General features: G+C 42.5%; 19 protein-coding genes. 12 read left to right on the forward strand and 7 right to left on the reverse strand.

Going from position 1 to position 19,743, the window contains the following annotated elements; translation table 11 throughout:
- Nucleotides 1-415: 415 nt before the first annotated feature.
- Nucleotides 416-2,635 (reverse strand): alkaline phosphatase family protein, encoded by a 2,220-nt coding sequence (locus BET10_RS20225; RefSeq protein ID WP_070987787.1) that lies wholly within the window; start codon nucleotides 2,633-2,635, stop codon nucleotides 416-418.
- Nucleotides 2,636-2,763: 128 nt separating this feature from the next.
- Entirely contained in the window at nucleotides 2,764-4,248 is a 1,485-nt protein-coding gene (dgt, locus tag BET10_RS20230; protein ID WP_070987788.1) for a dGTPase, read from the reverse strand.
- Nucleotides 4,249-4,473: 225 nt separating this feature from the next.
- Between dgt and BET10_RS20235 the strand changes: the two genes are divergently transcribed.
- Nucleotides 4,474-5,454: an LNS2 domain-containing protein gene (locus tag BET10_RS20235; protein WP_070987790.1), complete on the forward strand. Its 981-nt coding sequence runs from the start codon at nucleotides 4,474-4,476 to the stop codon at nucleotides 5,452-5,454.
- A 39-nt stretch (nucleotides 5,455-5,493) separates the two neighbouring features.
- On the opposite strand, the gene BET10_RS20240 is transcribed toward BET10_RS20235, so the two are convergent.
- On the reverse strand, nucleotides 5,494-6,873 hold the full coding sequence (locus tag BET10_RS20240) for an MATE family efflux transporter (protein WP_083330630.1): 1,380 nt from the start codon (nucleotides 6,871-6,873) through the stop codon (nucleotides 5,494-5,496).
- Between the two features lie 283 nt (nucleotides 6,874-7,156).
- On the opposite strand from BET10_RS20240, the gene BET10_RS20245 reads away from it, so the two are divergent.
- Nucleotides 7,157-8,188: a hypothetical protein gene (locus BET10_RS20245; RefSeq protein ID WP_139158585.1), complete on the forward strand. Its 1,032-nt coding sequence runs from the start codon at nucleotides 7,157-7,159 to the stop codon at nucleotides 8,186-8,188.
- An 81-nt stretch (nucleotides 8,189-8,269) separates the two neighbouring features.
- Here BET10_RS20245 and BET10_RS20250 read toward each other — a convergent pair whose 3' ends face one another.
- Nucleotides 8,270-8,575, reverse strand: a complete 306-nt coding sequence (locus tag BET10_RS20250; RefSeq protein ID WP_070987794.1) for a hypothetical protein — start codon at nucleotides 8,573-8,575, stop codon at nucleotides 8,270-8,272.
- 113 nt (nucleotides 8,576-8,688) lie between these two features.
- Between BET10_RS20250 and BET10_RS20255 the strand changes: the two genes are divergently transcribed.
- The 4 genes from BET10_RS20255 to BET10_RS20270 all read left to right on the forward strand — a co-directional run bounded on the left by BET10_RS20255 (nucleotide 8,689) and on the right by BET10_RS20270 (nucleotide 13,202).
- On the forward strand, nucleotides 8,689-9,570 hold the full coding sequence (locus tag BET10_RS20255) for a LysR substrate-binding domain-containing protein (RefSeq protein WP_070987796.1): 882 nt from the start codon (nucleotides 8,689-8,691) through the stop codon (nucleotides 9,568-9,570).
- A 262-nt stretch (nucleotides 9,571-9,832) separates the two neighbouring features.
- Nucleotides 9,833-10,822: a WD40 repeat domain-containing protein gene (locus BET10_RS20260; protein WP_070987798.1), complete on the forward strand. Its 990-nt coding sequence runs from the start codon at nucleotides 9,833-9,835 to the stop codon at nucleotides 10,820-10,822.
- 16 nt (nucleotides 10,823-10,838) lie between these two features.
- Nucleotides 10,839-11,825: a WD40 repeat domain-containing protein gene (locus tag BET10_RS20265; protein WP_070987800.1), complete on the forward strand. Its 987-nt coding sequence runs from the start codon at nucleotides 10,839-10,841 to the stop codon at nucleotides 11,823-11,825.
- Nucleotides 11,826-11,855: 30 nt separating this feature from the next.
- On the forward strand, nucleotides 11,856-13,202 hold the full coding sequence (locus BET10_RS20270) for a nuclease-related domain-containing protein (protein WP_083330631.1): 1,347 nt from the start codon (nucleotides 11,856-11,858) through the stop codon (nucleotides 13,200-13,202).
- Between the two features lie 160 nt (nucleotides 13,203-13,362).
- Here BET10_RS20270 and BET10_RS20275 read toward each other — a convergent pair whose 3' ends face one another.
- Nucleotides 13,363-13,977, reverse strand: a complete 615-nt coding sequence (locus BET10_RS20275; protein ID WP_070987804.1) for an acyl carrier protein phosphodiesterase — start codon at nucleotides 13,975-13,977, stop codon at nucleotides 13,363-13,365.
- An 11-nt stretch (nucleotides 13,978-13,988) separates the two neighbouring features.
- Entirely contained in the window at nucleotides 13,989-14,345 is a 357-nt protein-coding gene (locus tag BET10_RS20280; protein ID WP_070987806.1) for a winged helix-turn-helix transcriptional regulator, read from the reverse strand.
- A 144-nt stretch (nucleotides 14,346-14,489) separates the two neighbouring features.
- Here BET10_RS20280 and BET10_RS20285 point away from each other — a divergent pair, with 144 nt between their 5' ends.
- Genes BET10_RS20285 through BET10_RS20310 form a run of 6 tightly spaced genes read left to right on the forward strand, consistent with a single transcriptional unit; the run spans nucleotide 14,490 to nucleotide 18,415 of the window.
- On the forward strand, nucleotides 14,490-15,086 hold the full coding sequence (locus tag BET10_RS20285; RefSeq protein WP_070987808.1) for an NAD(P)H-dependent oxidoreductase: 597 nt from the start codon (nucleotides 14,490-14,492) through the stop codon (nucleotides 15,084-15,086).
- Between the two features lie 9 nt (nucleotides 15,087-15,095).
- Nucleotides 15,096-15,638 carry a peroxiredoxin-like family protein gene (locus BET10_RS20290; RefSeq protein ID WP_070987810.1) on the forward strand — a complete coding sequence of 181 codons (543 nt, stop codon included), beginning with the start codon at nucleotides 15,096-15,098 and terminating at the stop codon, nucleotides 15,636-15,638.
- An 8-nt stretch (nucleotides 15,639-15,646) separates the two neighbouring features.
- Nucleotides 15,647-16,009: a cupin domain-containing protein gene (locus BET10_RS20295; protein WP_070987812.1), complete on the forward strand. Its 363-nt coding sequence runs from the start codon at nucleotides 15,647-15,649 to the stop codon at nucleotides 16,007-16,009.
- A gap of 2 nt (nucleotides 16,010-16,011) precedes the next feature.
- Nucleotides 16,012-16,653 (forward strand): DsbA family oxidoreductase, encoded by a 642-nt coding sequence (locus BET10_RS20300; protein ID WP_070987814.1) that lies wholly within the window; start codon nucleotides 16,012-16,014, stop codon nucleotides 16,651-16,653.
- Between the two features lie 12 nt (nucleotides 16,654-16,665).
- Nucleotides 16,666-17,220 carry a carboxymuconolactone decarboxylase family protein gene (locus BET10_RS20305; protein ID WP_070987816.1) on the forward strand — a complete coding sequence of 185 codons (555 nt, stop codon included), beginning with the start codon at nucleotides 16,666-16,668 and terminating at the stop codon, nucleotides 17,218-17,220.
- 1 nt (nucleotide 17,221) lies between these two features.
- Nucleotides 17,222-18,415 (forward strand): low temperature requirement protein A, encoded by a 1,194-nt coding sequence (locus BET10_RS20310; protein ID WP_070987818.1) that lies wholly within the window; start codon nucleotides 17,222-17,224, stop codon nucleotides 18,413-18,415.
- Between the two features lie 80 nt (nucleotides 18,416-18,495).
- Here the strand turns inward: BET10_RS20310 and BET10_RS20315 are convergent.
- A protein-coding gene (locus tag BET10_RS20315; RefSeq protein WP_096348924.1) for an IS3 family transposase occupies nucleotides 18,496-19,673 on the reverse strand; the annotation gives its coding sequence in 2 pieces (ribosomal slippage) (nucleotides 18,496-19,415 and nucleotides 19,415-19,673; 1,179 coding nt in all).
- Nucleotides 19,674-19,743: the final 70 nt, after the last annotated feature.

Below are 19,743 nucleotides of genomic sequence, written 5' to 3' on the forward strand. Positions count from 1 at the left end.
CGAAATATATTTATATTAATAAAAATCAGTCACCTTGCGTTCAGTTTTATGTTTGTGTTTTAGATAAAAATATAAAGCTTATGTAAACTTTCAAGTTAGTCATGTGTCTCCATTTTGTTTCCATATTTGTCTGTCATAGTGTGTTAAGCAATGCTTATTGCTTTTAGCAGTTCCAAATCCTAATGCTCAGGGATGAGCTTTCCATGGCAGCTAAGCCAAAGGTAATGAGTGTTAACAGTCAGAGGTAGTGACGTGCCAAAATATACGGCTATGTCTCATTGACGAAGAGCTGAGCAAGCATGCACGAAGGGATATTTTCTTTTCAGCTCATCACTGATATTAAGCAGCTGTAGGCAAATTGACGTTGCCAAACTAGACGCTTAGCAACGCACAGTGTTCGACGTGTATCTACGATTTATTCAACAGGCTCTATCGTCCAAGTGTCGCCAATGCGGGTGGTGCTGAGCCATTTTCCTTGCAACCAACGATCGTCATGGGCGAGTCTTTGATCACTAAACCAGTTGTTTTCAAGTTTTACTTGAGTCCCAAAGGTAAGCGTTTCTTCGCCATTAATTTGCTCGACCAACCATTGTTGGCGGGTGTTATTGTCTCCGTGTAGGTAGTCGTTGAAATAATAACAATCATGAGAGTCTCGCCATGCACCTAATACTACGTGGGTGCTTTGCTGCGTTTCGGTTGAAATGATTTTGATCACATCATGTTGCTTTATTGGCCCTTGATAAGGGCGGTCCGCGCTTTTTTGCGCGTAGAAGATCACACGTTTATCTTGTGTATTCACGGTTGGAAAGTAAGCGCTTAGGCCAACATCTAGATTAAATTGCTCCAGTCCGCTTGGTAGCGTAATGTAGCTGACTTTTAATGCTTCTTCACTGTGGCAGATGTAATCTCCATTTTGATTTTTTAGATAGAAGCGGTCGTAATAGCACAGTGGTTGACCGATAGCCTTGCCACGTTGCAGGAAGTCCACTTCACGGGCATCGTTTCGCAACTCGCTGGTGTTTAGCACATTTTCAAAAGTGGGGGCGTGTTTGACGCGTTCACCAAACTCGGCAATTTTTTCTTCATGGCCCAGCAGCTTTAAAACGGTTTTGATCATTGAAGTGTGATCAAACGGTGTGTTGGTGTCTGAGCGAAACACGGTAGACGGCGCAATATGCGGAGAAATCAATAAGGTCGGCACGCGACCCCCTAGGCGATCAAACTTGAAACCGTTTTGCAACAGTGGCTTGGGTTTACCATCAAAACCAATGGTGGGTTCAAAATCGGGCTCTCCATCACCCCACGGTGGTGTTGCAGGGCCTGGAGGGATATGGTCATAAGCGCCGACAGGTTCGTCAAAGGTTATGATAAATAGCGTTTTTTGCCATGCTTGTTGGTTAGCTGTAAGACTCTCATACACCGCTTGCACATAATTTTCGGCCACATTTAAGTTGCCGGGTGGGTGGTAATCGTTACCCATCTCAGTAAAGAGTGTTTTAACCCCTCTATCAACGGCGCTTTCTGAAATGGTCCAGTAGGGTTCAAGGTAGCTAAATTTGGGTAAGTTGCCATCACGCGCCATGGTATGAAAATCATCTATTTTAGCAAAGTGGCTCTCTAGATCGTTGATATCTTTTTGCAGTGCGGGGAAAAGTCGATAGGTATAACAAGAATCAAGCTCACCAGAGCTAAGCTCTGCTAAGTAGTCTTTGATTGGCACAAGTTTTGGCAGCAAGGCGCGAATACTTTCCAATCTTTGTTTGAGCTTAGTACCAAATACCGTATCAAAGACGCCCGTAGCTAAGTCGATTTGGCTGATAACATGGTCAATTTTTTGCTGAACTTCATCAACTGACTGAGATGAGATCAAATTAAGCAGCTTAGATATCTTCTCGGGGATCATGCTGGTTTCCCAAAATACTTTCCAGCTTTGACCACTTTCTTCCAGCGCATTGAAAATGGTTTTATGCAAAAATCGGTCATCACCCAAGCCCATGCCAAGTATTTCTTCCACCATTTCTGCATCTGGGTTGGTTTCTAAATATCCGTTGTTTACTAAGCCTTGAGATGTGCCCGTTAAAGAAAAAGCGCGATTGGTATTAGTTTGTGACGGAACGGATGAAAACCATTGATCACTCACGGCGTAATGACGGGCCAGCTGATTTAAAACCGGCAATTGCACAGGGCTATGTGTTTCCATGATATGAGGCGCATAAAAACTGACCTCTTCTGTGGTTTGTTGCTCAGATAAACCCCTCTCATGTGCGTCTTTTCTTAAAACCCTGACATAATCAGCTAAATAGCCATTCATGGTTGGGTGTGTATCAACACTTGCCTGCGTGTCGGTGTTAAACAGTTGCATGTTAACTTGCTCAAAGCTCTCACCAGGTGAAACGCTGGGAATAGTAAGGCCGGATACACCACGAACGGGTGGCTGGCTCAAGTGCTCTGCATGGTTTGTAAGTGCGTTTAAGTCTAAGCCTTGTAGCCCGTCATAGGCTCGTTCGTCAGGTTTTAATGAGGGTATATTCAAGTTTGGCACATCATTTTCGTACAGCCAGCCCAGTAAATTGTCTAATGAGCGGTTTTCTAGCATCAGCAAAACGATGTGTTCAATATTGTGTTGTGTAGCCATAAGATCTCCTTGCTAACCAAAATGAATGGGGCGAACCCCATTAAATATGTTCGTAACTGGACATAACAGCAAGGCGTTGTTCGGCTTTTTGTGGTCGAGATTATGCTTATACAACCGACGGTGTTGATTTAATCCGCGACCATTAAGGTTCTGTAGGTGTCATAAGCAAACTGATCGGTCATACCGCTGACGAAATCTTGAATAAGGCGACAACGGTAGTAAAACTCAAACACAGGGTTTTGCTTTTGCGTATCACTGAGTGACGCTAGCGTCTTTTGATAAACGGCGACAAATTTGCCTGAGATTCGGTTAAGTAGTCTACTTTCTACAGGTAATCCATTGTGTTTATTGACTACTTGTGAGAACTGATCGGCGCTTAAATCTAATAACCTTTGATATTCACTGAGTATTCCGGAGGTAATCTTGTATCCTTGCAGTTCCAACTGCTCAACTTCTTTATGGCAAAACACATATTTAAATGCGACATTTTTAAGCGCTTTGGTGATGGCGAACTGATAGCTGCGATCTTCGAGTAGTGCGCTGTTGAAGTTGCCGTTATATATACTTTCTAGGTTATCGACAAAGCGCACAGTTGCGTGTTTTACCAAAGGGTGAACCAGTGACACCCGTAGCCAGATAAAAAACTCATTATCAAAGTTGGTTTGGTTATTACCTGCTTTTTTGATGGCATCTTCACACTTTTTAGCCATAAGTTCGGGCTCTCGCTGTAGCTCATTCGGCAGCTCACTATGCGCACGTGTGTATTCTTCTTTTAAAGCGGCGACGAGTTTATCAACGGATATCAGACCTTTTTCAACCGCGTCTTCAATATCAGCAAGGCAGTACGCGATGTCATCGGCGGCTTCCATGATGTACGACGCTGGATGGCGGTGACCCAACTCCATATGCAGTGCGTCACACATAGTTTGCACATATGACTGCTCACTGTAGTAATAGCCAACTTTCTTTTGCAGGTAGCTTTGTGGGTGCGTTGAGTCAGGGCGGGGTGCTGTACCACAGCGTGTGTACTTCAAAATACTGGCAGCTTGGCAGTAAGTTAAGTTCAAACTTGAAAGCGAATGAACGATTCGAATTGCTTGGGCATTGCCTTCAAAATGACAAAGGTCATAAAGCAGCTTTTCTTCGATACAGCTTAATGTTGGTTGTGTAGCGTTGCTAAACTGACGCACATAGGTGCCATAAACGGCATGTTGTGAGAAGTATCGACTAAACCAATCGTTAATTGCTGCTTCTCCAAAATGACCAAACGCAGGGTTGCCGATATCGTGCATCAGGCACGCCATTTCAACTAAGGTCTCGAGAGCATTGGCAAGCTCTGTGTGTAACGATGGCGCAAGACCCCGCTTTTTTAATTCTCTGATAATAGATTGTGCGATAAAACGGCCATTTTGTTGCACTTCGAGCGAATGGGTCAACCGTGATCGAACCGCGGCGTTACGTTCTAATGGAAAAACCTGTGTTTTTTGCTGTAACCTGCGCAGTGCTGCGCTGTTAATGATGCGACCTCTATCACTTTCCAAACTCATGGCAACATTAGCATTGGGGTTTTGGCCGTAATGTCTTTGACCATTTATCTTGGTTTTAAAATCCATGTGTGTGCTCAAAATATCATCGTTTTGCCATTGTATGGTTTACGTGGTGAGTTGTAAATTTTTTGTGATGGGTCGAGAAGGCCCACAGGCCCGTATTGTCTCATAAATTTTTGTTATATCGATTATGACACTAATATGAATTGCTGAATTTTTCATCTTTCGTTAATAAAATTTTAACCTTATGTCTATAGTGTATTTACTCCAATAGAATACATAGGATTAAAAATGAAGACTTCGTGCTTAGCCACATCAGTGGCAACTTTACTAACAATTTCAGCATTTAACCTGCAGGCACTCCCGCAATGCGCAGATCCAACATGGATGGAAGTAGATTACCCTAAACCGCAATTGCCTGATACTGGCTACCGTAATGGGCTTAACCGTTTTATTACATGGTTGCCAAGTTTTCATATGATCCATGACGTCGTGGTTGCTAAGGGCAACAGTGCAACAATTACAGCAAAGTTTGATTATGGCGCGGTATCTCATAAAGATCTGGAATATGAAACAGTGCGCTTCTATATTCGCTCGCAGCAAGATAATCAGTGGCAGTTTTTGTCAGAACAAGTCACTAATGGTGATGGCAAAGCATTCGCTACGTTACCTCCTTTGCCTGCAGGCCAATACCGCATTTATGCAGGCGTGCCAGCAGATGGCTCTGGTACAGAAGGATTTGTGACCGTTGTTGACCCAAACACGCCAGCGGTACTGTTTGATATAGATGGCACACTCACTAAGTCAGACGCGGAGCAAATTGGAGATTACACAGGCATTGATAGAGCTGATCCGCGTGATGGCGCTTATAGTTTGGTTCGCCGTTATATGGACCTTGGCTACCAGCCTGTGTATTTAACCGCGCGCGTGTACTGGTATGCAAAAGGTACACGTAGTTGGTTAGACTGGATGGGGTTACCTGAAGGTGTGCTCAGAACATCGCTTAGCAATGAAACTAGCTTGTTTAAGACGGCAGAGTACAAGATTGACCAAATCAACAAGTTTAGGGCGCAAGGTTTAAACATTGTGCGTGCGTATGGTAACGCTAAAACAGATGCTGAAGCTTTCATTGAAGCTGGGCTTGGCAGTGAAAACAGCTTTACAATCGGCAGCGATGCTGGGCATTACGGCACAACCGCGATTCTCAGTGATGGCTACTTTGATCATATCTCTGAATATGTTGATAACTATGACGCTGCTTTGTGCGAATAACGAAGCAAGGCCCTGAGTGATTCAGGGCCTTAATGAGCCTTATGCGGCCGCGGTAACGATCTTATTGGCTCGCTTATGCGCTTTATTGAATATTTTGTCTTTCAGTACAACACGTAATAGCACCATTACAACCAGCGCTTGGATATAGACGGTGACCACTGAGATTGTCCACATCGTAGTAACTGTAAGGGCTTGTTGGCTTAAATAGTACATAAGCAGAGTGACAAAACTGCCTACGCGTATTGTGGTGCCAAGTAGGGCGGGTAGCGTATTTGCAAAAGCTTGAAACATAGCCGCTGCAGCAAACACAAACCCCGCTGGCACAAAGTTGTAACCAACATAGCTTAAAAACGTGGTTGCGGCTTCAATCACATCAGGGTCATCACTAAAAGGACTAAAAAAGATGTGCGGCACACTAATACACAACACACTGATTAGCGCCATAAACAGTACTGTTATTAAAGTGGTTATTTTAAACGTTACATAAACGCGCTTTAATTTGCCCGCAGCAAAGTTTTGGCCTGCAATTGCAGGCGCTGCAAAGGCGATTGCCATAACGGGTAAAAACAAACATTGCATGATACGGCTACCCAGTCCGAATCCCGCTTGTTGATGTGCCCCAAAGTCGCTCAGCGCCCAGTAGATAACAGCCATGTAAAAAAAGGTCAGCATAAATTCACTACCCGCAGGAACACCCACCTTTAATAATTGCTTCAGTGTTGCCCAATCTGAGGTAAGGTTGGCTTTTTCGACTTGTAAGGTATTGCGATTGTTAGTGAGATAAATCACCGTCATGAGCAGCGCGAGCATGGCAGACAAAGAGCTAGCAAAGCCTGCACCACTCACGCCCATCGGTGTAAATAGTCCTAAGCCTGTGATGAAAATGGGTGATAACAGTGCGTTGATAAGTAAAGCTGTTATTTGCATCAACATAAAGGGTTTAACGAGTCCCGAACCACGCATGGAGGCTGCTATCACGGTTAAAATAAATTGCAGTGCTAAAGAGGGCAAAAACCAATAAAAATAGTCAAGGCATACCTGATAGGTGGCTTGATCAGCCGCCGTGCTTGCAAAATAGTGGTGTGCAAATAGATAACCAATAGCCAAAGCGAGCATAGTGGCAATCACGCCATAAAAAAGACTATGACTGTATATCTTGTTAGCTTGTGATTTGTCTTTTCGGCCAATAGCGTGAGCAATAAGCGTCGCGCAACCAACGTTAAAAATCTGTGTGAGTGCTAATACAAAAAAGAATAAGTTACCCGCTGTACTTACACCGGCAATGGCAGCCTCGCCAAGGGCGCTTACAAAGTATAAGTCGATAATAAAGTATAGTGTTTGCACCAGCATACTCATCGCTATGGGAACAGCCATCGCGAGTATATGTGAATGTATCGGCCCTCGTGTTAGATCTTGCATTGATATCCTTGTTTATTGCTTGTGGGTGCTATGTTACGTTTATTTGCGCGATATTCATGATTGAAATTGCGGTATTTTTGCATTGTCAGAGCGCTGACATTTTTGCTTAAATAATTGATTGTATGTAAGTACCCATAAAAGTTGCAATCCCTTTATGAGTTTTAATTTTACTTGAGCAACTTTTGAATAGAAGGCTGAAATAACAAGACCTATTAAGTGCACTTTGATTTCGTGGTGTTTGCTGGTAGCTTAAAGTACAACTTTATATTTTTGGTGAAGTAGCTTGGCGAATAATCCTAAAAGGCGGACTTTTTATGCTTTGTTAGCGGCGCTTATTCTGTGGGCTGTTTATTATTACGGGGATTTTGGCTTAGAGAATCAGCCTCTTTCTAGAGCCAGTAATACACCACCAGTGCTCAAGCTGGAACAAAGTGAGCCGCTCACCATGACCCAAACACCATCAGAGCAACCCTCATACAGCACTACTAATTCGCCTGTTGAACAACCACAATGCAATATGGAGGACTTTATTAAGCGCCAAGAAGCGGCATCGAAACGACGGTTAGGTTCAATTGAACAAGAGTTTACTAAAGTACAACATGTGTTTGGCGCGCACACACAGTTGAGCGTATATCATAAAAATATTCGTTCACAGACAATCGATGCGCTCATTGAGCGACTAGCTTTAGTGCATCAGTTATATGGGCAACTTTTGGGCGAGCGAGCATCTAAGTTTATCAATTTAAACTTAGTTATATTATCCAGCAGAGCCGAATACGAAGATTATACCTCTCGCTATGGGTTTGATCCTCGCGCCAGTCAGGGGGTCTTTTTTCATGGTAGCAATTCAGCGTTTATTGAGTATAAAAATGATGAACAAGTCGTTGCAACGGCGGTGCATGAGGCAGTTCATGCCATGAACTTAAGGCTGATTGGCTTAACACCAAGGTGGTTGAACGAGGGGATGGCTCAGTTGCTTGAGAATGTCAGCAAACAAGATGGCGTACTTAGGTTCAATCCAGACCCGCGAGCGTTGCAAAGTCCACCCTATGATATTTACGCATTGTTAGAATCTGAATCCCAATGGGGCAGTGTAGATATGGGTAGGTTGTACTACAGCGGTTGGTCTTGGCTTAGCTATATTATCAGTAATGATTCGGGCATGAAGATGTTAACGCGATTAATTGGGCGAGAAAGTGAAAACCCGTGTGATGTGCTAAGCAGTGATGAAAGCTATGACATCTTGCAAAGCACTTCTGCTACTTTTGAACAAGATTTTCATCATTGGTTGGATGCAGTAAAACCACAGCCATAGTTCATAAAATCTAATGGATTGGTCCTTTTTATTTGGCTGTGAGCGTATTAAAAGGACCAACTCGTATCTTGCATATTAACGCTATAACTTAGCCAGAATTTGTTTTGCTGTGCGTCTTGTTAAACATGCCGCCATTGGCGAACGTGAGAACTTTTTCTGGCTCACTTGTTGCGTTTCGCTGCTATAGACACGCATTTTATCGGAGACCACTACCTTACACTCCACTTTGTCATCTAACTGACTATAATGAAGTTCTACTCGCTCGGCCTTGAAGATTACATTCTTATATGGATACCCTTCTGTGGTGTTAAGACGCTCCACAGGCGCGGTATTGGCAAAAGATGTGGCTGTGAATAGCAGTGATAATAGCATGATTAAGGTTTTCATAATTTACTCTCTTGTTACTGTGTGGGCTTGCTAAGAGTATTGAGGTTTGGGCGTGCGCTGACAAACGATAAAAAATGCTCTATGATTAAGTTTTTCTTAACTGTTGGCAGGCTATGAATTTACCTCCTTTAAAAAGTTTGTTGTATTTTAAGCACGCCGCCGAGCTTGGCAGCTTTAAACTCGCAGCTGAGCAACTGTTTGTTACTCAGGCGGCGATTAGTCAGCAAATAAGAGCATTAGAAGAACATTTGCAATGTGAGCTGTTTGTCAGACAAACCCGAGCGGTGTCGCTCACACGACAAGGCGAGCAATTACTGCCTCATGTATTGTCTGCCTTTGGTCATATTGAGGCGGGGTTAGGGGCTTTAGCACAAGACCCTGAACCTAAAACGCTAAATATCTCGGTATTGCCATCTTTTGCGGCTTGCTGGCTGCTCCCGCGAATACAGGGGTTCAGTCAAAATAGTGAAGGTATTAAGCTGCGTATCGATCCAAGCGATCGACATGCTGACTTTGAACAAGGCGAAGCAGACATAGGGCTACGGTTTGGTGAAGGTCATTATCCAGATTTACACAGTGAGCTGCTGGGAGATGATCAAATGCTATTGGTGTATAAAACTGGCATGCTTGATGAATCGGCACCGCTGAAACCTCAACTACTTAAAAGCCAATTAATCATGGATATATGCCCCGATGCAGAGCGCGCATGGCAAAGTGTGGTGGATGAGTTGAATATTGCAACAGAGCAGCTGCCGCGATTTTTGGAAATTGATAACGCCGCATTGGTTATTCAGGCGGTACTGGCAGGGCAAGGGGTAGGTATGCTTAGAAAGCGCTTAATCGAGTCTCATGTTGCACTGTCACAGCTAAAAATATGGCCAGGTTTTGAGTTACAGTGTCACTATCAGTATTTTTTAGTTGGGCCGCAAAGACATTTCTCTTGGCAGAAAGTAAAAGTATTTCAAGACTGGTTAATGACGCAATTTAATCGTTGATTGGCTCGGTATGTAGTCCACCTTCACAATTTATGCATAGCGACTGATTCTTGCGCGGCCTTAATTGTGCTTACGCGATGCTAACGTGATACTCTACATGCATATGATGAACGTTCACACACTGTGTTGCTTGTGGTGGTGGATGACAGCCACACATCACTCTTGTAAATTTGTGAGATTGGCACTGTGCTTGCAGTTTCTGGCTAGTTGTTTAAAGCAATACTTGTGTATTGCGAGGCGGTAAGCTTTTTAGAGGTGTAATATGCGTTGGTATACCGTGATTACCACACTGTTTTTATTACTATTAGCTGGATGTGGTGAAAATCTTAAGTTGTCAGAGGGGGTGATCCACCAGTTTGAGCAAGAACCCTTGCTGGTTGGTCAAATATCTGACGATGGTCGTTTGTTGCTAACGGTTACACTGTCTGAGCAGGTGACGGTATGGCGCACAGCATCAAAACAAGTAGAGTACCAAATTCCTCAAAAGCAGTTACTTAAGCCTGTTCGTCACGCGTTATTATCCAAAGACAACTCGTTATTGTTAGTGGCAAATTATGACACTTTGGGGATATGGTCGGTCTCAGGTCGAAGCTTTATCCACAAAGTGCAGTTTACGGGCGTTGATCCAATGGCGACTATCAGTCATATCGCGCTTTCACCTAATAATGGTCGTGTACTCATCGCAATGACAGACGGGTCTTTAAATATGGCCGATCTGAACACCCGTCTTAACAACCGTTTTAAACCTCATTCAAGACCGATTGATTTTATGGCCTTTGGTAAACAAGGGGAGCTATTTTTAACTGGCGCTCAGGATGGCAAAGTGGGGCTATGGCAATTTGGCTCTCCAAAGTCACTGTTTGAAAAAGAATTTGCTCATAGGGTAACAAGTTTAACGACCGACTCGGACTTTTCACGCTTTTTTGTGTCTGATGGCTTAAACGCTCAGCACGTTAAAACCTTGGTTGGTGGTGAGGAGGTTGTAAAGCTTAATTATTCTGCGCGTTTTAAAGTATTTAGACAATCGCAATTTATTCCCAACGCTTCTTTATTGGCGACCTCTTCATCTAAATCACACTTAAGTTTGTGGGATACTAAAACAGGTGATGAGCTAGGAACTTGGACCATCGCCACACAAAGAGAAGGGGCGACCATTATGTCAATGCATGCTACTAAAACCGGTAAGCTGTATACTCTAAACAGTGACGCAATGCTGCAAAGTTGGGATCTCAATCAGTTAAAAACACTTTAGGTGTGAGGAACATGACATGGTTAGGTGGTTGCTGGTAAGTGTTATGGTATTTTTGCTGCTAGGGTGTAGTGACCCTACCAGCACACACCCAAGTTCTAGGCATCAATACAGTGATGCATTGGTATTGCGCGGCCAGTTATCGTACGATGGTGAGCAGTTGCTCCTTGTTGTGGAAGGGCCAAACCTAGCGCTGTGGGACACAACCAGTAAACGGGTGTTAATGAGTTTGAGTGAAACCCAACTGCCTGACAAAATCCGCGCAATAGTGTTACATAAACCCTCACAACAACTGCTGGTGGCAGGTGACGAGTTAGTACAGTTTTGGAATGTACCTGAGGGCACTTTACAGGGCACACTGAGAGCTTCTGGGGTGGACGAGCTGGCGAGAATATCACAATTGACCATGTCAGATAACGGCGCGTTAGTCGCTATTGGGTTTACGGATGGTTCAGTTTCTATTGCCGATAAAAATACCGAGAAGATGAACCAATTTATGCCTCATAGTAGTAATGTGATAGCGATACATATTATTGAGGACAGACTCATGATGGTAACGGGGTCACACGATGGAGTTGTGAACGCTTGGAATATGCAAACAGGGCAAAGCTACTACCAGCAAGAATATGCCTCTAGGTTGAGCAGTGTCAGCGTATCGAATGAGCGTGATAAGATATTTGTTGCAGATAGTCTGAAAACCCAACAGGTACTGGCCATTGATGATGGACAAGTGCTGAATGAGCTTGCATATATCACACGTTTTAAGTGGTTTAGACAGGCGTTGTTCATTCCCAAAACGCCTTGGCTGATCACCTCTACACCTAAGTCTGAATTAAGCATCTGGGATACATCTTCTGGCAAAGAAATGCAAAGTTGGCAAATAGATACGCATAGTTCAGGAACAACGTTACTGGATATGGTGATTGTGGATGATACTTTGCTCACATTAAGCAGTGAAGGCGTGGTTGAAAGCTGGACACTCAGCGAGATGATTGCGGATCTTTAAACGCAGTTTATTTGTTTGTATAATGGCCACATGACAACGATTAACACTCACTTATCACATGTAAACAGAAACGCATCCATGCCTGCATTGGCATGGGGGCTATTACTGTGTGCTGTGCTTTTATTGCTTTTTTGGTCAGCATTAAGCAAGGCACAAATGCAATTACCTGAAGATGTATGTCAGAGTTTTTTAATTGAGGCGCGTGCGCTTGAGCGTGCAGGGGCCAGCCAAAAAGGCCAACCCTCATACAATCGTTGGCAGCGCTTAGATGAGCGATTAAGACTATTTTGCGCAGATGTGGTTGTGTATACGCCTCAACAACAAGTTAAAACAAAAATCGCAACACATGCCAACAAGCCGGTATTACAAGTTGCAGCAACCCAACTGCATCAAGGACCTGGGCGTTATAGTGAACCACACAAGCAAGCAGCTTGGTTGGAATTTTATCAGCCTTCCGCATCGTGCCAAAAAGCCAACAAAACTACCCAGCAACACGTAAGGTGTAATCAAGAAGTAACAGAAAACAGAGCGCTGTTTGAAAAATACTGGCTGGAAACAGTTCAGCAACAGCACAAAAGTGGTGATCAACAACCAGTTAAAGAAGTTCCCAACACAGAAGTCGTCAAACCCGCGCAACCGCAACCTGTTCAGAATGTGCAAAAGGCGCAGCCCAATTCAGTACAAGACAATACAACGTCCATAGCATCTTTGACTCAGCCTCAATCAGAGTCTTCGATTTGGCGCCATGTTGGCAGCTATGTTTGGATTGTGTTGTTAATCGCGAGCTTTACAGTGGTAACGGTGACATTATGGCCTTATACAAAACGGGCTATCAGCCATTTTGTAAGCCGCTTATTACTGCATAGATTCTTTAAACAATCTTTGGGTGATAACTATTTAACACTGGGTAAGGTGCGTTTGGGAACGGCTAACAACGTGTTAGATGTAGATGAACTGCTAGTCTCTAAGTATGGGATTTTTGTTGTGCAATATCAAAGCCAAGCAGGGGCTATTTGGGTTGATAGCCACTCAGACTATTGGACGCAAAGTATTGATGATGAACGACACTATTTTGATAACCCGTTTGATGCACTCAATAAAAAAATAGCCTTACTCAGAGAAGTGTTGGATCTAAACACTCATATCTACGGTTGTATTGTCTTTCCAAAGGACGTCTACTTTAGGACGCCGATGCCCAACGAAGTTTGCACATATTCAGATGCCCCAAAGCTTATTAAAGCCTATGACAAGGTATGTTTTGATGATGAACAAATCGCGCAAATAAAACTACAAGTTGAGCTGTATCAACAGGATAGCTCACTTTTGGAGCGCATTAAACAAGCCGCAGAGCGCGTTAAATCGTTGCAATTGAATTAACGGCTAGAGGCCACGTTAAGTGTACTCCTTTCGATTAGTTCATATGAACTGTTGGGTGTACGAAAGGTGGTGGGTTTATTGAATGGTTGGTTTGATCTCACAGTGAACTTTGATAACATCATAGACAATATGAGAGCGACTTATCACTTATTAGTTTAAATTAGTTGTGTCTAACAATGCTTCTTACCTTGCTGCCCTCAATAGCATTTTGATTTACATGATCAATTAATTGTGGAAAAAACTCTAGAAATAGCAATTCCAATTCGTTGTAATGACACTGAATATCCTCAATTGCTCCATAAAAATTATTAGTAAAGCGGATACGCTTTGCAATATTGTCAAGTGCTATGCCTATACCAGTTATCGTTTCATACTCTTTAAACCAATCATTTTTGGTCATATTACTGATAACTTGTTGCATTCTACTCGGCATATCAGGAACACGCTTATTCAAAAGTTGATAACTGTTTTGTTTAAAGTCAGCTAATGGTTCGTGATTAAACTGCGCCCAATGCTGAATTAGAAAGTGATCAAATACTACATCAATGGCAATACCCGCGAATCGTTTACGTTGCTGAGAAAAATACCGCTTAGCGTCTTTAATTGCAGCGTGGTTATCTGTAAATTTGTCGACTAGATAATGATTATCCAATGCCTTTTTCACTGTGAGTGGCATATTTCTTACATGCCTTGTTCCGCCAAAATCGCCAAGCAGATTTCCAAAATGAGAATCAGCATTGGGTTGTGCTAAGTATAGGTGAGCTAAATAATTCAAAGTGGTTACCGTTAAATTTGATGGGACTCTGACCAGATCCTGAGTTCATCTAAAATACTCAGTGCGGTTTTGCCGAAATCGGTTAACTCATAAGTGACAGCTACAGGTCGGTCACTTATCACTTTTCTCTGTACCATTCCCTCACTTTCTAGTTCCTTTAGGCGTTGGTCGACCATTTTTTTGCTGGCACCGCCAAGCATACGTGTTAAGTCATTAAACCTTACAGGTTCATCTTTAAGGTGATAAATAATGGAACCTTTCCACTTTCCGCCAATTAAACGCATGCCTTTTTCAATAGCACAGGGTTCAGTGCATGCATTTAAAACTTTTTTTCTACCTTTACTGTCTGTTTTTACGACACTTTCCATCAATCCTCCTTATAAAAACACTAGGTTACTAAAAGTATACTAATTTATTACTTATATCAGGTAACTAAAATATACCACACATAGGTTAAATCAGAGAATGTTTCTCTTATTTATTTTTGCTGAAATTTAATTTGGAGTTATTTTATGAGCACTACTGATTCGAAGAACGTGTTAATTATTAATGCCCACCAGTATTACCCATTTTCCGAAGGCAAGCTAAATGCAGCCTTAATTGATAAAGCAATAACACTGCTTGAGGGTAAAGGTTATAGCACGCGCGTAGTAACAATGAGTGATGAGTACGATGTGGAAGAGCAATTAGAACACCATCAATGGGCAGACATTGTATTCCTGCAATCGCCCAGTAACTGGATGGGTGTGCCTTGGTCATTTAAGAAGTATATGGATGAAGTTTATACCGCTGGTATGGGGGGAGCGTTATGTGTTGGTGACGGCCGTACAGAAGAGGCACCAAAGAAAAACTATGGTATGGGCGGTACGTTAACTAACACCAAATATATGATGTCTCTTACTTTTAATGCTCCGGAAGAAGCATTTAACGATGAAGATGAATTTTTTGATGGTAAATCAATCGACGATTTAATGTTCCCAATGCACATGAACTTCAAGTTCTTTGGTATGAAGCCAATGGAAACATTTGCATGCTTTGACGTGATGAAAAATGCAGATGTTGAAAACGACTTCAAACGTTTTGAAGCGCACATTAACAAACATTTTTAAGGAACAGTCATGCGCGTTGAATATACTACTAAATTGCACGCTGGAGCTGATTTTCCTGCAATTGAAGCAAAGCTATTAAATGGTGATATTAAAAAACTTTCTACTCCTGAAAATGGTTTGGATTGGAAGATGGTTGTTGTTTACAGGGGGCAGCATTGCCCGCTTTGTACTCGATACTTAAACCAGTTAGAAAGTGCGAAAGACTTACTTGCTCAAACAGGCGTAGATTTGATAGCTGTGTCTGGCGACAGCAAAGAACAACTTGAAAGTCATATGCAAAGACTCAATGCTACGTTTCCTATCGCATACGGTCTTACTGTTGAACAAATGGAAGAACTTGGGTTGTATATATCAGATCCTAGATCGCCTGAAGAAACTGATCATCCATTTTCTGAGCCGGGACTATTTGTAGTCAATAGTGAAGGAAAAGTTCACGTAGTGGACATTTCAAACAACCCATTTGTGAGACCAGAACTTCAGTCATTGATTAGTGGCTTAGATTGGATACGAAATCCCGCTAACAACTACCCTATTCGTGGTATGCATAAATAGGAGTTGCTATGAAAAACGTTGTATTGACGAGTGTTATTTCAACCCTATTGTTTGGAAATGCGCTTGCAGAAGACGCGAAGGTAGAATCTGCACACATCGCTTCGCCAAATCAATATGAACTGCTACTTGAGAACGAAGTAGTTACCGTACTTAAGATGACACTCAAACCGGGTGAACAGGATAATTGGCATAAACATAATGCTGAGACTGTTTACTTCGAAAAAGGTGGCAAGGCGACGATAACAACGAGTGAAAAAGACATGACTTTGGAGATCCCGGATGGCTACGTGATGTGGCATGACCAATGGGAACATCAAGTTAAAAATGTTGGTGACACAACAATCACTGCAATTATCGTTGAAAAGCAATAATGATGGCAAAGACAAAAATTAACATTGATATCGTTTCTGATGTGGTTTGTCCTTGGTGTGTAATTGGCTATGGCCGCTTACAAGCGGCATTAGCCAATTTTGACACTAAATTCGCCGTTAATATTGTCTGGCACCCCTTCGAGCTTAACCCCAGTATGCCAAAAGAAGGTGAAAACCTAAGACAACATCTGTCGAAAAAGTATGGAACTACGTCAGAGGGCAGCATTAGAGCCAGAGCTATGTTGACTGAAGAAGGAAAAAAAGTTGGCTTCAGGTTTAACTACTTTGACGAAATGAAAATGCTTAATACTCATCAATGCCATCAACTAATGCACTGGGCCAAAGAAAGTAACTCGCAAAACCAATTAGCAGAGGCACTTTTTGAGCATTTCTTTAGTAAAAAAGGCACTTTCACAGAGCCAGAACTTATCCATGTGGTGGAAAAGGTTGGCTTGAATTCCCTGCAAGCACAGTCTGTATTAGCTAACAACTCATACAGTGAAGAAGTGAAGTTAATCGAAAAGCACTGGCATCAAAGAGGAATACATGGCGTACCATTGTTTATTTTTAATGGCGAACAGGTCCTATCAGGTGCACAAGAAGTAGCAACTTTCGAAGGTGTACTCAATCAATATTTAAAATAGAGACTATTAATTATGTTTACTTACTATGAGCCGGATACGGCTCCAGCAGAATCGAAACCATTGATGGAGCAATCTTTAGCTGGTTTTGGGATGATCCCAAACCTTCATAAAATCTTAGCGGAAGCTCCAGCCATTTATAAAGCCTATAACCAAACATTTACAAGCTTTATGAAAGACACAACGTTTAGCCCGCTCGAGCAACAAGTGGTATTTATGACATCAAACTTTGAAAATAATTGCCACTACTGTGTTCCCGGTCATACTTGGATGATGAAGTCAGCTAAAATGCCTGATGATGTCATTGAAGCATTAAGAAACGGTACTCAAATACCTGATGCAAAACTTCAGGCGCTTCACGATTTTACAAAAGCATTACTGGACAATAGAGGACACATTGGCGACGACAAACTCAATGAGTTTTTGAATGCTGGATATACTAAGCGCCAAGCTTTAGAAGTTTTAACTGGATTGGCAGCTAAATTAATCTCTAACTTTACCAATGCGTTAACACATACAGAAGTAGATGATGCGATGAAACCTTACGCTTGGGAAAAACCGGAGAAATAATATGGCACTAGAAAATCATCCAATGTGGAGGTTACCAAAACACCACTTAGATCATGATGATGCACATGACCACGTGCATTGGGTAGAGTTATTTTACGATTTGATCCATGTGGTCATCATCTTCTTACTTGGTAATTTTTTAAGTGACCACTTAACGGTGAATGGTTTTCTAGCGTTTGCTGGACTATTTATCGCTGTGTGGTTTGCATGGGCAGACTCTAGCGTATTTAACTCGCTCTATGTCAGCACAGACGTAAAACATCGACTAATTATGTCCTGCCAAATTGTAACCGCAATGGTTATGGCGGCGTCAATTCCTCATGTCTTAGATAAGGGCTGGATGTATTTTGCCCTTGCCTATGCAGCCAATAGAATGATCACCGCCTATTTGTATCACAGAACAAATAGGCTGGGTGTTGAAGCTACTGTGCTTTCACGTACTGTAAGTCGCAATTTCTTTATCCTTGCTATTGTATTTGCCATAAGCGCTTTTCTACCTGAGCCATTTAATTTTTTATTATTTGGGCTTGCCATAGTTTCGATCCAACTTCTGTATATGCTGCCCAAAGTTGGTGTTTTAGAGTGTAAGCGATTTTTGCCTCGGTTAGGCCATATGTCCGAGAGATTTGCGTTACTGCTTCTCATTGTCGTTGGGGAAGGATTCTTTAAACTCGTGATAACCCTTTCCGAAAAAGGTGTGTATAAAGTTACTCCCGAAGTACTTTTTAACTTCATGTTCGGCGGTATCGCTGTATTTGTCCACTGCTGGATTTACTTCGATTTTGTTGGTAATGGAAAACCGAAAAATCAAGAAAAGTGGACGCTAGTAAACTGGTGGTTAGCGCATTTATTTCTAATGCTATCAGCTGTGATGGTGGGTGTTGCGCTGGCTGGTGAAGTAAAAGTAGGATTTTGGGACCCATACCCTCTCAAATATGGTGCCATAGGTTGTATTGGGCTTGCCTCATATTTACTGTGTCTACTTTGGATTCAATTCAATATCGAAGAACGCATAGCTCATCGATTTGCTACCGCAAAAGTACGTATCTTTGGTGTTGTTTTGGCTTTAGCAACATTATTGGTCTTACCGTATGTGCCAGCTTTAGTCGGTAATCTTTTATGGGGAACGGCGTTAATTTCTCAAATAGCCATTCCAGTAACAAGAGCCTATCTTACGTTTTCCAAAGAGGAGTAGGCTAAAATTTAATATTTACATACTACGGATTTACGGAAGAATTGAGCAATTGAAAGTACAATTAAGTGGACATGTAGTGGTCAATACTTTTTGGCCACCTCGTTATAAGTTTCCCAGTATTGCTTTTCTTTCATAATCGGTGAGCAACCATTATTGTGTTTGTGAGGTCGATACCGATTGTAATAACCCACTATATATTGCGAAATTGCTCCCGATGCCTCAGCCATACTTCGATATCCCACTCTAGGCATCCATTCTGTTTTAAAACTTCTAAAAAAGCGCTCCATTGGCGCATTATCCCAACAGTTTCCTCTGCGTGAAAGACTTTGCTTCATGCCATAACGCCAGAGTAACTGACGAAAGCTCTTGCTCGTATAATGACAGCCCTGATCACTATGGAATAGCACTCGCTTTGGGTTACCTCGGCTTTCATAAGCCATTCTTAAAGCTTTTTTCGTTAGGTCACTGTCCGGTCGAGCTGATGTTGCCCAACCTACAACTTTGCGAGCGTAAAGGTCAATTACAACAGCCAGGTATAGCCAACGAGAACCGCACCAGACATAGGTAACATCACCACACCAAACTTGATCTGGTGCTTGTGTGCTAAATGCTCTTTTCAATAAATTAGGTATGCTTAAGTGCTCTTTTTCTGCCTTGGAATACTTATGCGTTGGCATTTGACGACTAACCAATCCCTCTTGTTTCATCAGCTTACTCACCAACCAGCGGCTCGCTTTGAAGCCTGACTTTGCGAGCAGTTGAACCAAGGTTCGTTGGCCTGCGGAGCCATGACTTAGCCCAAACCAACGTTTCATTTCGGCAATTAAACGTAGCCGCTCGGGCGCTATAGTATGTGGTGTTTCGCGCCAATATCGGTAACTACTGCGCTGTACTTTAAATACAGCACACAAACGCTTCACAGGCCAGCTCTCTTGAAGGGAGCGGATCAGCGCAAACCTTTGATGGAGTCCTGCATCAAGAGAGCTGAAGCCTTTTTTAGGATCTCATTGTCCTCTTCTAGGCGTTTGAGTTTACGCTCAAGTTCGCGGATTTTAAGTTGGTCAGGGGTCAGGGGAGTCGCACTAGTGAGGTTACCGTTACGCTCTTCTTTTAGCTGGCGTGCCCACTTATCGACAGTGGATTTACCTAATCCCATCGCCTCGGCAACGTCTCTAACAGAGCGTTGTTCATCGACGACTTGTTGAGCGACTTCGAGTCTAAATTCAGGAGAATAAGTTGGACGAGTTCTTTTTGTCATATTTGCACCTAATCAGTTATGGTGATTCTATCACCTCTAATCAGGTGGCCAAATTTATTGTGCCACTACA

Origin of the sequence: Pseudoalteromonas amylolytica (assembly GCF_001854605.1) — a bacterium.
GTDB classification, from domain to species: domain Bacteria; phylum Pseudomonadota; class Gammaproteobacteria; order Enterobacterales; family Alteromonadaceae; genus Pseudoalteromonas; species Pseudoalteromonas amylolytica.

Coding starts and splice junctions, on each gene's coding strand:
- BET10_RS20260 (WP_070987798.1), top strand. CDS start 9,833: ATGCGTTGGTATACCGTGATTACCACACTGTTTTTATTACTATTAGCT.
- BET10_RS20280 (WP_070987806.1), bottom strand. CDS start 14,345: ATGGAAAGTGTCGTAAAAACAGACAGTAAAGGTAGAAAAAAAGTTTTA.
- BET10_RS20270 (WP_083330631.1), top strand. CDS start 11,856: ATGACAACGATTAACACTCACTTATCACATGTAAACAGAAACGCATCC.
- BET10_RS20240 (WP_083330630.1), bottom strand. CDS start 6,873: ATGCAAGATCTAACACGAGGGCCGATACATTCACATATACTCGCGATG.
- BET10_RS20310 (WP_070987818.1), top strand. CDS start 17,222: ATGGCACTAGAAAATCATCCAATGTGGAGGTTACCAAAACACCACTTA.
- BET10_RS20290 (WP_070987810.1), top strand. CDS start 15,096: ATGCGCGTTGAATATACTACTAAATTGCACGCTGGAGCTGATTTTCCT.
- BET10_RS20295 (WP_070987812.1), top strand. CDS start 15,647: ATGAAAAACGTTGTATTGACGAGTGTTATTTCAACCCTATTGTTTGGA.
- BET10_RS20300 (WP_070987814.1), top strand. CDS start 16,012: ATGGCAAAGACAAAAATTAACATTGATATCGTTTCTGATGTGGTTTGT.
- BET10_RS20285 (WP_070987808.1), top strand. CDS start 14,490: ATGAGCACTACTGATTCGAAGAACGTGTTAATTATTAATGCCCACCAG.
- BET10_RS20265 (WP_070987800.1), top strand. CDS start 10,839: ATGGTTAGGTGGTTGCTGGTAAGTGTTATGGTATTTTTGCTGCTAGGG.
- BET10_RS20225 (WP_070987787.1), bottom strand. CDS start 2,635: ATGGCTACACAACACAATATTGAACACATCGTTTTGCTGATGCTAGAA.
- BET10_RS20250 (WP_070987794.1), bottom strand. CDS start 8,575: ATGAAAACCTTAATCATGCTATTATCACTGCTATTCACAGCCACATCT.
- BET10_RS20235 (WP_070987790.1), top strand. CDS start 4,474: ATGAAGACTTCGTGCTTAGCCACATCAGTGGCAACTTTACTAACAATT.
- BET10_RS20255 (WP_070987796.1), top strand. CDS start 8,689: ATGAATTTACCTCCTTTAAAAAGTTTGTTGTATTTTAAGCACGCCGCC.
- dgt (WP_070987788.1), bottom strand. CDS start 4,248: ATGGATTTTAAAACCAAGATAAATGGTCAAAGACATTACGGCCAAAAC.
- BET10_RS20305 (WP_070987816.1), top strand. CDS start 16,666: ATGTTTACTTACTATGAGCCGGATACGGCTCCAGCAGAATCGAAACCA.